The sequence below is a fragment of the Acinetobacter sp. AB03 genome (assembly GCF_058107045.1).
In genome coordinates, this window is the sequence record NZ_JBUEBA010000064.1 from 1 (window position 1) to 11,733 (window position 11,733).

The window sequence follows — 11,733 nt, forward strand, 5'->3', positions numbered from 1 at the left end:
GTTTTCCATGCATGTGCATCATGATTGACATGCATGGAATCCTCTAAAAAGGCACATTATCTGTAAAACCGATCTATCTGTGTAGGCATCGTGTATAGGTTCAATAAACCTGCCTACATTTTAAATCTTTATCACTATTCTCTGTGGAGAATATGAGACTCTTTGTTTACTCGATTTCTCATGAAGTCTTGCTCAACATAGGTAATTGATTATGGAAATAATTGAGAAACATGCTTCTTTTGGTGGATCGCAAGAAGTGTATCGCCATCAGTCAATAGTATTAAACTGTTCAATGAAATTCTCAATATATCTGCCACCTCATGACAAAGATGAGCGGTTGCCAGTTTTATATTGGTTATCAGGACTGACTTGCAACGAACAGAACTTTATTAGTAAAGCTGGAGCACAAAAGTATGCGGCTGAACATAAAGTCATTATTGTTGCACCAGATACCAGCCCACGTGGAGAGGAAGTACCAGATCATGCAGATTATGATTTAGGCCAAGGCGCAGGATTCTATGTGAATGCAACACAGGCACCCTAATCACAGCATTTCAAAATGTATGATTATATTGTGGAAGAACTCAGAAATCTGATTGACCTGAATTTTCCGACCAATCAAGTCCAAAGTATTATGGGTCATAGCATGGGTGGTCATGGTGCATTAGTAATTGGGTTAAAAAACCCTGAGCTGTATAAAAGTATTTCTGCTTTTGCACCCATTGTTGCACCTAGCCAAGTACCTTGGGGGAAAAAGGCTTTTACACACTACCTAGGTGAAACCGAAACTTTATGGAAAAGCTATGATGCGATTGAATTAATCAAAAACGCTGAAGTTCATTTACCTATTTTAGTCGATCAGGGAACAGCTGATGATTTTCTTGAAGAACAGTTAAGGCCTAAGCTTCTTAGTAATATTTGTTTGGAACAAGAATATCCTCTTACACTTAACCTAAGAGAAGGGTATGACCATAGCTATTACTTCATTGCGAGCTTTATAGAGAAACATATAGAGTTTCACAGCAAATTCATAGCTAAATAACTTTCATAGATATGAGGATGTACAATGTTGTTCTTGAATGCTTCTTGAACAATATAATTTCTAGATGAAGAGGTCAGCTTATAAATCTAAGGCAGAGTCAATTGATCCTTATATAACTAAGATTGAATTTAATCATCTCATATCTTAATTTTTTGATTCAAATGTTAATGATATTAACTTGAATAAATTCATAGCATTATGTCGAAATAAAAAACTATATTTTGGCTCAGCTATGGGGATTTTTTTTAACTTTTATACAACAAAACTTTCTGACATTCATAAATTAGCAATGTAAGAATCAGTTTTAATTCTAGTCAATTGTGGAGTTTTAGTCATGCTTAAAACAGCTTTATATGTCCGCCTTGAAGCTAAACCAGGTAAAGAAGACGAAGTGGAAGCTTTCCTTAAAGCCGGTTTACCTATTGTAATGGAAGAACCCGCGACAGTTGCGTGGTTTGGCCTACGTCTTGGACCTACAACATTTGGTATATTTGATGCATTTCCTGATGAGGCGGGTCGTCAAGCACATCTATCTGGCAAGGTTGCAGCTGCTTTGATGGCTCAGGCCGATGAGCTATTTTCAGAGCCACCGTCAATTGAAAAAGTAGATGTTTTGGCTAGTAAACTGCCAGCTCATACTGACGCTTAAATGTATGAGGGTGCTGCCTGAAATTTCGAATGAAAGGCAGCACTTTAACCCTGTGAGGTTTGTCGGAAGCTTTTTATTCAAGTTGGGCTACTTTATCTAATGGCTTAATCTCATCATTTACATGGGTCAATATCAAAACAGGGTAAATAAATGAATGCACCCATGTACATGCTTTATATTGAACCAATCTATGAACCGTACCGGGTTTGTCGGAGACTTTTTTATTTAAGTTAGACTACCTGACCTAACGGGTTAATCTTATCATAGTACATTGCTTCAAACTCAAAAGGCGATACATATCCCAGTGCACTGTGTACACGCTTTTTGTTGAACCAATATATGTAATTTAGTGTTGCATTTGTACATCTGCTAAACCGTGCCAATCTGCTTTTAAAATATTTAATCATTGCTATTTTGTATGAGCCATTCATTGTTTTAGCTAATGCGTTCACGACCATGTCAGTAGTCATACGTGTTGATACCTTCCATCCAACAATCGCTCGTGAAAATACATCAATAATAAAAGCGGTATAGAACAAGCCTGAATGTGTTTAACCATCACTCAAGTCTCCAAGCTGAAATAATTTTTATAAAAATAGACGACTGGTCTATTTTTATGTATAGTCACCACATGGTGTAGTCAAAAGCCGCAGTGTTGTCCAATTTTTTTAAAGTTTATTTGATGAATAACGGTGGTTTTTCAAATCAATTAACTGATCATCCTAGGATAAAAATATGCTGAATTTTAACTTTTATAATCCGACCCGCATTATTTTTGGTGGCGATACAATAGCTAAAATCAATGACTATGTGCCTACAGAAGCAAAAGTATTAATGTTGTTTGGTGGTGAAAGTGCACGTAAGAATGGTACTTTAGCTGAAGTGCGTGAAGCATTAGGCACAAGAGAAATTCATGAATTTGGCGGAATTGAGCCGAATCCGAGTTATGAAACCCTCATGAAAGCTGTAGAGCTGATTCGTGAACAAAAGATTGATTTCTTGATGGCTGTCGGTGGTGGATCGGTAATTGACGGTACTAAATTTATTGCAGCAGCAGTCAATTATACAGGGGATACATGGGAGATTTTAGAAACCCATGGTACTAAAATTACCCAAGCTTTGCCTTTTGCGAGTGTACTCACCCTTCCAGCAACTGGTTCAGAAATGAATAACGGTGGGGTAGTCACCAGAAAATCGACCCAAGCCAAATTGTCATTTAGCAGTCCCTATGTTTTTCCGCAATTTTCCGTACTGGATCCGAATAAAACCTTTAGCTTGCCGACGCGCCAGTTGGCTAATGGCGTGGTCGATGCATTTATTCATGTCATGGAACAGTACTTAACTTACCCTGTCAATGCACAAGTACAAGATCGTTTTGCCGAAGGTCTATTGCAAACTCTGATTGAGATTGGACCGAAAATCTTGGAAGATTCGGCAGACTATGACACGCGTGCCAACTTGATGTGGACCGCCAGCATGGCACTAAATGGGCTGATTGGAGCTGGTGTACCACAAGATTGGTCAACCCATTTGATTGGACATGAGCTCACGGCTTTATATGGTATTGATCATGCTCGTACCTTGGCAATTGTGTTGCCGGCCAATCTACAAGTACGTCGTCAAGAGAAGCGAGAAAAATTACTACAATATGCGGCTCGTGTCTGGCAGATTGTCGAAGGTGATGAAGAACAACGTATTGATGCAGCTATTACCCGTACTCGAACCTTCTTTGAGCAACTCGGATTGCCGACTCGTCTTAGCGATTTTGGACTTGGGGAAACAGATATTGAGATCATCATTACGCAACTCGACTCACACAATCTGACCCAGTTAGGTGAACATAAAAATGTTTCATTAGAGATCAGTCGCCAAATTCTCGAGATGAGCATCTAAATAAGCGTATCTGTCGTGGTCACGCCACACGGCAAGTGATCATGCAACAATGCTCCTCAATCCTGAAAATTATCAGAGAAATAATATGAAAATTTTACTCGTTTTAACCTCACATGATCAACTTGGCAATACTGGTAAGAAAACAGGTTTCTGGCTAGAAGAACTTGCTGCACCGTATTACACCTTTATTGATTCTGGTGCTGAAGTTACGCTGGCGTCGCCTCAAGGTGGGCAGCCACCACTAGATCCGAAAAGTAATTTAGCCGATGCGCAAACTGAAACCACTCATCGTTTTGAAGCTGATCCAACTGCAATGCAAGCATTGGCACAGACGCATAAACTTAGCGAAATTTCTGTAGCTGATTATGATGCAGTGTTTTATCCAGGCGGGCATGGCCCATTGTTGGATTTAGCAGAAGATCCGATTTCAATTTCTCTGATTGAACAGGCGATTCAGTCTGGCAAACCTGTTGCAGCAGTGTGTCATGCCCCGGGTGTTCTTCGTCATGTGAAAGCGAGTAATGGAGCGCCTTTAGTTAGCGGTAAATTAGTGACTGGTTTCACTAATACTGAGGAGGCCGCTGTAGGTTTGACTGAAATTGTACCATTTTTAGTCGAAGACATGCTTAAAGAAAACGGTGGTCATTATTCTAAAGTGGATGATTGGCAAGTATATGTTCAAGTAGATGGCTTGCTGGTTACTGGACAAAATCCAGCATCTTCTGCTGCAACTGCCTCAGCATTACTTCAATTGTTGAAATAAAGAGTAGCTAGTTTGTGTTGTGGTGCTTAGCAATGAATAAAACTTCTGACTCTGAGCAACGGGCGCAATAAGCAAAATAACCCTCACTTAATGGTGAAGGGCCTGAGTGAATAGCTTTCCTTTCTTTATTTTTCTATATCTAGGAAGGAAGGGTATTTTTTTTAATTTAGATCAATTAAGTCATGATCACTTGGAAACAATGAAATGAAAGCCAGCAAATTTTTTCAAAACCTGAGCTTAGGCCCGTATGTTTTGCAAAACCGTATTGTATTGCCACCATTAACGCGGTCGCGCAGTACTCAGCCAGGGAATATTCCAAATGAACTGATGGCAACCTATTATCAACAGCGTACCGGGGCAGGATTTATGGTCACCGAAGGTACGCAAATCGAGCCACGTGGTCAAGGCTATGCTTGGACTCCTGGTATTTACAGCCCTGAACAGATTGCTGGATGGCGTAAAGTGACGGAAGCAGTGCATGCTAAAGGAGGCATTATTTTTGCACAACTTTGGCATGTTGGGCGTGTTTCACATACATCTTTGCAACCCAATCATGCATCACCGGTCGCACCCTCGGCTATTAGGGCTGATAGTAACGTTAAAGTCTTTATTGAAACCGGGCCCAATGCAGGGGCCTTGGCTGATCCTTCAATGCCACGTGCTTTAAGCAATGCAGAAGTTAAAGAATTAGTGCAACTCTATGCTCAAGCAGCACGCAATGCCTTGGCTGCTGGTTTTGATGGGGTTGAAATTCATTGTGCAAATGGTTATTTGGTGAATCAATTTATCTCTGCACATAGTAACCACCGTGAAGATGAATATGGTGGATCACTAAACAATCGTTTGCGTTTTTTACGTGAAGTAGTAGAGGCAGTTGCTGAGGTGGTTGGTGCAGATCGTTTAGGAGTGCGTTTTGCCCCGCTATTTGAAAGTACAGAGGAAGATCGTGTTTACATAGGGTTGGTTGAAGATGATCCACATGTGACTTATATTGAAGCCATAAAAATACTTGAAGAAGTTGGGATTGCCTATTTATCAATTGCAGAAGCTGATTGGGATAATGCACCAGAACTTCCTCATGATTTTCGTAGAGATGTCAGAGACACTTTCAGTGGTCGGATTATTTACGCAGGTCGATATACGGCAGAAAGAGGGACTCGAATTTTAGAGGCAGGGCTGGCCGATTTAATTGCATTTGGACGCCCATTTATTGCGAATCCAGATTTACCCGATCGCATCGCCAATGGCTGGCCATTGAATGCAGTAGATGCAAGCACTATGTATGGTGGGACGGAAAAAGGCTATATTGATTATCCAGCTTACGCAGATTAATATTGACTAAGTGAGTTATTTTGCCAACCTTTATGGTTGGCAAAGTAAGAACTTAGGATTGCTGTTGTCAGCACAATTTCTTGTTAAAACAAATTCTTAAAATTTTTTAGCTGTGTAATGAGCCAACCTGCCAGTGGGAAAGAAATCAGTTGCGTTACTGGCACTAATACTATGACTTCAATCAACACCATCATCGGGAAACTTTGATGCTGAGTAATTGGCTTTAATAAAGTGAGTACCAGTAATAGCGTGGGATATAAGCCTAAATATCCGACTAAAATACGAGTCATGAGGGCTTTAGAAGGAGAATTCATTGTGCGCTATACTCATGGATTGTAAATTGATCAAATAGCAACACATTAATAAGTAATCATTGGCTGCTGTCATTAATTATGTAATTGATATTTAATCTAATTTTTATGAATCTTCACTTTTTAATAGAAATTTAGTTGCTCTCAGAGCTTGATGTAATGGTGTTTTATCTTTTTGCAACTTACTCAGTAATGCTGCACCTAACCACATTTGGTAAAGTACTTGTGCCAACGTCGAGGCCTCAGTATCTGCTTGAATAGATTGATCCTGTTTACCCAAATCAATTAAACTAGCAATACGTTGGATTACATCATCGACGCCAGCGGACATAATCGAGCGCATATCTTCAGATAGATCGGCAACTTCTGCGGCAAGTTTCACAATTAAACAGCTATCCGCCCAACCACACTGTGTTTCAGGATCTTCTATCCATAAATTAAAATACTCAATCAGCTTTTGATAAGGGGATTTATCGCTACGCCATACATCATTTAAACGGACTTGGTAATTATCCACATAATGCTGTACCAATTCACATCCGAAAGCTTCCTTAGATTGGAAATAATGATAAAACGAGCCTTTAGGGATCTCACAGCTCTGTAAAATTTCCTGTAATCCTACACCGGTAAAACCTTTATGCAAAATCAGGTCTGAACTGGTGTTAAGAATGTGTAAGCGCTTCGCTTCAGACTTTTTAATAGGAGTAGGCTTCATATTAATTATTTACTCTATTGTAAAAAAATAGACCAGTCGTATTGTTTTTTATTATAACTCATCTACAATGGTTGTAAAGAAATTTTAATCATAGTTTTTGATTGTGAAGAGAAATACTTCTAAATAAAACATGGAGTTATATGTGTGAAAACAGTTATTAACCAACGCATCGTTTTAGCTAAACGGCCAGTGGGTGAGCCAAAACACAGCGATTTTCGTATTGAGCAAATTGAGCTCAATGAACTTAAACAAGGCGAAATATTGTTGAAAACCATTTACTTGTCACTCGATCCTTATATGCGTGGTCGTATGAGTGATGCTCCTTCATATGCAGCACCGGTTGAAATTGGCGAAGTGATGGTCGGTGGAACAGTCAGTCAAGTAGTGGCCTCTAAAAACCCAAAATTCAAAGAAGGCGAGTGGGTTCTTTCCGGAAATGGCTGGCAGGGCTACGCAATTTCTAATGGGACTGCATGTCAAAGCTTAGGTATGCAACCTGAACATCCATCTTGGGCATTGGGTATTTTGGGAATGCCAGGATTTACTGCTTATATGGGGCTGTTGGACATTGGTCAGCCTAAAGCCGGTGAAACTTTAGTCGTTGCAGCTGCAACGGGACCTGTTGGTGCTACGGTTGGACAGATTGGCAAACTTAAAGGTTGTCGCGTGGTTGGCATCGCAGGTGGGCCTGAAAAATGCCGTTATGCTGTAGAAGAACTCGGCTTCGATGCTTGTATCAATCATCATGATGAAAATTTTGCAGAACAATTACAACAAGCAGCTCCCAACGGTATTGATATTTATTATGAGAATGTCGGGGGTAAAGTGTTTGATGCGGTATGGCCATTGCTTAACTCTGCGGCACGTGTACCGGTGTGTGGTGTGGTTTCCCAGTATAACGCTACCGAGCAAGCACAAGGGCCAGACCGTTTACCGGGCTTTATTTCCACCCTTTTAAAAAAGCGTATTCGCATGCAAGGCTTTATTATTTTTGATGATTATGGCAGTCAGTATCCGGAATTCTATCAGCAAATGTCTGAATGGTTGAAAGACGGAAAAATCAAATATAAAGAGCATATGGTGCAAGGTTTAGATAACACGATCAATGCTTTCAATGGTATGTTGAAAGGCGAAAACTTTGGCAAAGTGGTTGTAAAAATTTAAAAAAATAGGAATTATCATGATCACACTACATCATTTAGATCAATCACGTTCTTTTCGCATTTTGTGGTTACTTGAAGAAATCAAGCAGCCCTATGAGCTGAAACGCTATTATCGTGACTCAAGCACGCATTTGGCCCCTGACTCTTTAAAAACCATTCACCCTTTAGGGAAATCTCCAGTATTGGAATGGGATGGCAAAGTTATTGCAGAGTCAGGCGCAATCGTTGAGTTATTAATTCAGAAACTTGCGCCGCATTTAGGACCAGATATGGATGAACCTACCTATGTCGATTATCTACAGTGGATTCATTTCTCAGAAAGCTCTGCCATGCTGCCATTTTTATTAAAAACGTTTAATGCGATAGAAACCAAGCAGGGCACGAAGTTGGTATTTCTAGAAAATTATACTCAAGTTGAGTTCGATAAAGTATTTGGCCATTTAAATGAATATTTAAAAGATAAAGAATTTCTAGTGGCAGACCGTTTAACCGGTGCTGACTTTATGATGGGCTTTGGACTACATGCTTTAGTTTATCATATGGGACAAGGTGAAAATTATCCCCATATCCAACGTTACGTAGCAGGTTTAAGCCAACTACCTAGCTGGCAAGCCGCAGTACAAATTGAACAAAATGGTGTGAAAAGTCAAAAATAGCAAGATTGTTTTTTTAAGGCAATTGAGAAAAAGAATCATGATTGACAAGTACGTCTGGTTATAAAATAAGCTGACACTTATTTAAAGTAAACGCCTAATGAATTTCATCGGGCGTTCTCTATTTTAAAGATAAGGAATTATCATTATTCAAGACAAGTTTCGCCTATTCTTTCACTGCAAATTCCTATCAAAAGGGCTTGAATATCACGACGGTTACGTTGAAAGATATAATCAACTTTTGAAAGAAAGAAACGTGACTAACGCACAGCAAGATTAAATTATTCCTCGGGGTATTAAACAAGTAAACTACATCATTTTACTAACATAAATACATATACGTAAAAATCACGCCCTGCTTAACTGGCAATAGCTTTTGAACCCTTGTATAAAAGTTTAAACGAATCTAGCAAGTCTTTATTTAATGTTAATACTCATCCAGTATTGAGGTTTTTTATCTTTTCTTGCCTGTGATCTAGGTTGTAATACTCTAATTTCATACTCACCTGAAGCAGGTAAAATATAAACACCATTATCATCAAGCTCTGGAGAATATTCTCCAAGATTGATAGAGTCTTTTAATTGATTACCCCATAAGTAAGTTTCAACATTTCCTCCAGTCAACGTCACTTTTAACTTTTGCCCTTTTTTAGCATAAAATTTGTAGGAATCATACTTGTATCCATCTAGCCTTCCGTAATAATTTGCAGAGTAAGCTTTTTTTGCAAACTTAACTACAACAGTCTTTCGAATATCATTGTTATCATTTGCAAGTACGGCAGGGCTAAGCATAGTTAAAGTTAGGGCCATAAAAGCACCAACTAGTACGTATTCGCTATTTTCATAATCTTGTATCGCCCCTGACATAGTAACATAAGTAATAAGTAACCATGAATCATGGAACAGAAATGTGAATAGTCACCAAAATTCTATACACACATGGCTTGGTTGCATAAATCTACCTCTTAAGGCTTATTCAGCAATATAATTCTCAGATGAATAAGCCTACACCTAAAATTTACCGTACAACAAATTGGTCATCTAATGTGGTTCCGTTAATTAGACCACTCAATTTAGTTTTATAAGTGATAAATCCGCTCTAAATATTTAAATTATGCTGCCATTACTTTTAGTAAATGTTGATCATAAAATTCATTCGGTGTTGCCTTATTCAAACTTGAATGAGGACGTATCATGTTATAAAAATCCAAATATTCAGCAATTGATTGTTTCGCTTGTTTAACCGTATCGTAAGCCTTCAAATAGACTTCCTCATGCTTCACGCTGCACCATAAACGCTCAATCATCACATTATCTATCCACCGTCCTTTCCCATCCATACTGATACGGATTTTTCGCAATTTTAACTCATTCAAAAATGCCTCGCTTGTGAGTTGACTGCCTTGGTCTGTATTAAACACCTCAGGACAACCATATTTCACAATTGCTTCTTGCAACGCATCTATGCAAAAGTCTGTTTCCATACTGATTGATACACGATGAGCCAGTACTTTATGACTATGCCAATCTATAATTGCACACAGATAGACAAAGCCTTTAGCCATAGGAATGTACGTGATATCTGTACACCAGACTTGATTAGAGTGATCTATGACCATGTTTTTCAAAAGATATGGGAAAATACGGTGTGCAAGATTAGGCTTACTGGTATTGGGTTTTGGATACAAGGCATGTATTCCCATCAAGCGCATTAAACGTCGGACTTTACGCCGACCTATTTGATGTCCTTGACGCTGTAGCATATCTCGTATCATTCGACTGCCCATAAATGGGTAGTCGAGATGAATTTCATCGATCAGACGCATCAAACTCCAATCAGTTGATGAAATCTCTTTGGGCTTGTAATACAACGTACTGCGATTGATTTGAATCAATTGCGATTGTTGTCGTACCGAAAGTTGATGGGTCTTATCGATCATTTTTTGCCGCTCAGCTGCCCTATTTTTCTGAGTGCACCTTCTAAAAAATCAATTTGCAATGCCTGATGTCCTATCTTGGTATGTAGAGCTTTGAGGTCAATCTCTGGTTCTTGTTGTGCTGTTGGTCGTGAAAAAATATTGACTGATTGCTCAAGCAGTTGATTTTGCCAATCAATTATTTGGTTTTGATCTAAATCGAATTGAGTAGAAAGTTCAGCGAGTGTGTGGTCGCCTTTAATTGCTGCTAGAGCAACTTTAACTTTAAACTCTGCTGAATGATTACGACGTTTTCTTCGTGTCATGGTTGACTCCAAAAACAAGCATTTCCCATGCTCATTGGGGAGTAGATTATCACTTATAGGCGTGGTCTAAAATCCTAGACCCACATCACAACAAAGCCTATTCCTTTCCCTAGCTCAACCATGCCAAGTATAAACTTTAATAAAAAAGATTACTTTTCACTTATGAAAGAGACCTAATCGATATTCTATAAAAATGTTATAGTCATAAGGAAAGGCTAATGTTACTTGTTAATGTAGCCGTCATAAATGAAAAATATACAAACTGTTATAATAATGAAGTCAAAAATAGACCAAGGATTGAATAGAGGTCAAGCGAGGGTAGAAGCAAATGAGAGAGAGTTATGATACGTATCATATTTTTAATCTTATAGGGCAGTACGCTGAATTAGAACCCATTTTAAATGCAATTTCTGGGTGGCTTGAATCCCATATTCCTGATGCCTTAGTTACGATCATGCTTTATTCCGAACATGATCAAACTTTAAAGCTTATCAGTGGTAAACAACATTTCTCAAATCAATACTGTAAAGCCGTCAATAATTTAAAAATTGGTCCTCAGCGCGGTGCTTGTGGAACAGCTGCATTTTTACGTAAGTTGGTCATTAGTCAGGATCTGATGGAAGATCCGAATTGGGCAGCTTATCGTGCATTAGTAAAGGCAGAGCAGCTTTCAAGTTGCTGGTCTATGCCTATTATTAATGCAAGAAATATTTTATATGGAACTTTTGGGACTTATTACCGAACTCCCAAAAAACCGACGAAACATAATATTCGTCTTTTAGAACAGGCCGCCTCTTTAGTTGCATTAGCGATTGAGCTTGATGATGAACGCCAACAAAAAATAGCCATAAATGAAAAATATAGTTCTTTTTACAATTATCATCCAGATGTAATTCTTGAACTTGATCTGCAAGGATACGTTCTTAATACCAATATTGCTTGTCGTGAAATTACGGGTTTTTCACAAGAG

12 protein-coding genes and 1 pseudogene are annotated in these 11,733 nt (G+C 38.8%); 8 read left to right on the top strand and 5 right to left on the bottom strand.

What is annotated here, in order from left to right; genetic code table 11:
• Nucleotides 1–211 precede the first annotated feature (211 nt).
• Together fghA and ACY3FQ_RS18245 are read left to right on the top strand one after the other, a co-directional pair.
• Nucleotides 212–1,042, top strand: a pseudogene (gene fghA / locus ACY3FQ_RS18240) (S-formylglutathione hydrolase).
• Between the two features lie 334 nt (nt 1,043–1,376).
• Nucleotides 1,377–1,691, top strand: a complete 315-nt coding sequence (locus ACY3FQ_RS18245) for a putative quinol monooxygenase (protein WP_004812141.1) — start codon at nt 1,377–1,379, stop codon at nt 1,689–1,691.
• Between the two features lie 230 nt (nt 1,692–1,921).
• Here ACY3FQ_RS18245 and ACY3FQ_RS18250 read toward each other — a convergent pair whose 3' ends face one another.
• Nucleotides 1,922–2,161, bottom strand: a complete 240-nt coding sequence (locus tag ACY3FQ_RS18250; protein WP_407079334.1) for an IS3 family transposase — start codon at nt 2,159–2,161, stop codon at nt 1,922–1,924.
• Nucleotides 2,162–2,426: 265 nt separating this feature from the next.
• Between ACY3FQ_RS18250 and ACY3FQ_RS18255 the strand changes: the two genes are divergently transcribed.
• From ACY3FQ_RS18255 to ACY3FQ_RS18265, 3 genes are all read left to right on the top strand, one after another.
• A complete protein-coding gene (locus ACY3FQ_RS18255; protein ID WP_201950395.1) occupies nt 2,427–3,584 on the top strand; it encodes an iron-containing alcohol dehydrogenase in 1,158 nt (385 codons plus the stop codon).
• An 85-nt stretch (nt 3,585–3,669) separates the two neighbouring features.
• On the top strand, nt 3,670–4,347 hold the full coding sequence (locus tag ACY3FQ_RS18260; RefSeq protein ID WP_489774610.1) for a type 1 glutamine amidotransferase domain-containing protein: 678 nt from the start codon (nt 3,670–3,672) through the stop codon (nt 4,345–4,347).
• Between the two features lie 204 nt (nt 4,348–4,551).
• Nucleotides 4,552–5,679: an alkene reductase gene (locus ACY3FQ_RS18265; protein WP_201950396.1), complete on the top strand. Its 1,128-nt coding sequence runs from the start codon at nt 4,552–4,554 to the stop codon at nt 5,677–5,679.
• Between the two features lie 83 nt (nt 5,680–5,762).
• Here ACY3FQ_RS18265 and ACY3FQ_RS18270 read toward each other — a convergent pair whose 3' ends face one another.
• Both ACY3FQ_RS18270 and ACY3FQ_RS18275 read right to left on the bottom strand, forming a co-directional pair.
• The gene (locus ACY3FQ_RS18270) at nt 5,763–5,993 is read right to left on the bottom strand and encodes a hypothetical protein (RefSeq protein ID WP_001087973.1); all 231 of its coding nucleotides are present in this window, start codon (nt 5,991–5,993) and stop codon (nt 5,763–5,765) included.
• Between the two features lie 103 nt (nt 5,994–6,096).
• Entirely contained in the window at nt 6,097–6,705 is a 609-nt protein-coding gene (locus ACY3FQ_RS18275) for a TetR/AcrR family transcriptional regulator (RefSeq protein ID WP_201950397.1), read from the bottom strand.
• 144 nt (nt 6,706–6,849) lie between these two features.
• On the opposite strand from ACY3FQ_RS18275, the gene ACY3FQ_RS18280 reads away from it, so the two are divergent.
• Both ACY3FQ_RS18280 and ACY3FQ_RS18285 read left to right on the top strand, forming a co-directional pair.
• Complete coding sequence (locus tag ACY3FQ_RS18280) at nt 6,850–7,869, top strand: NADP-dependent oxidoreductase (RefSeq protein ID WP_279692528.1); 1,020 nt, start codon at nt 6,850–6,852, stop codon at nt 7,867–7,869.
• Between the two features lie 16 nt (nt 7,870–7,885).
• Entirely contained in the window at nt 7,886–8,524 is a 639-nt protein-coding gene (locus tag ACY3FQ_RS18285) for a glutathione S-transferase family protein (protein ID WP_201950401.1), read from the top strand.
• A gap of 414 nt (nt 8,525–8,938) precedes the next feature.
• Here the strand turns inward: ACY3FQ_RS18285 and ACY3FQ_RS18290 are convergent, their stop codons facing one another.
• The gene (locus tag ACY3FQ_RS18290) at nt 8,939–9,331 is read right to left on the bottom strand and encodes a PPC domain-containing protein (RefSeq protein ID WP_126035585.1); all 393 of its coding nucleotides are present in this window, start codon (nt 9,329–9,331) and stop codon (nt 8,939–8,941) included.
• Nucleotides 9,332–9,633: 302 nt separating this feature from the next.
• Nucleotides 9,634–10,763, bottom strand: a protein-coding gene (locus tag ACY3FQ_RS18295) for an IS3 family transposase (RefSeq protein ID WP_201950404.1) whose coding sequence is annotated in 2 segments (ribosomal slippage) — nt 9,634–10,511 and nt 10,511–10,763 — 1,131 coding nt in all. Because the reading frame shifts where the segments join, the coding sequence is not laid out codon by codon here.
• A 328-nt stretch (nt 10,764–11,091) separates the two neighbouring features.
• Between ACY3FQ_RS18295 and ACY3FQ_RS18300 the strand changes: the two genes are divergently transcribed.
• Nucleotides 11,092–11,733, top strand: a 642-nt coding sequence (locus ACY3FQ_RS18300) for a GAF domain-containing protein (protein WP_489774611.1), incomplete at its 3' end; no start/stop codon positions are given.

Bases quoted from the DNA above. Each gene is read 5' to 3' on its own strand.
- ACY3FQ_RS18245 (WP_004812141.1), top strand. From the start codon at position 1,377: ATGCTTAAAACAGCTTTATATGTCCGCCTTGAAGCTAAACCAGGTAAA.
- ACY3FQ_RS18250 (WP_407079334.1), bottom strand. From the start codon at position 2,161: ATGACTACTGACATGGTCGTGAACGCATTAGCTAAAACAATGAATGGC.
- ACY3FQ_RS18255 (WP_201950395.1), top strand. From the start codon at position 2,427: ATGCTGAATTTTAACTTTTATAATCCGACCCGCATTATTTTTGGTGGC.
- ACY3FQ_RS18260 (WP_489774610.1), top strand. From the start codon at position 3,670: ATGAAAATTTTACTCGTTTTAACCTCACATGATCAACTTGGCAATACT.
- ACY3FQ_RS18265 (WP_201950396.1), top strand. From the start codon at position 4,552: ATGAAAGCCAGCAAATTTTTTCAAAACCTGAGCTTAGGCCCGTATGTT.
- ACY3FQ_RS18270 (WP_001087973.1), bottom strand. From the start codon at position 5,993: ATGAATTCTCCTTCTAAAGCCCTCATGACTCGTATTTTAGTCGGATAT.
- ACY3FQ_RS18275 (WP_201950397.1), bottom strand. From the start codon at position 6,705: ATGAAGCCTACTCCTATTAAAAAGTCTGAAGCGAAGCGCTTACACATT.
- ACY3FQ_RS18285 (WP_201950401.1), top strand. From the start codon at position 7,886: ATGATCACACTACATCATTTAGATCAATCACGTTCTTTTCGCATTTTG.
- ACY3FQ_RS18290 (WP_126035585.1), bottom strand. From the start codon at position 9,331: ATGGCCCTAACTTTAACTATGCTTAGCCCTGCCGTACTTGCAAATGAT.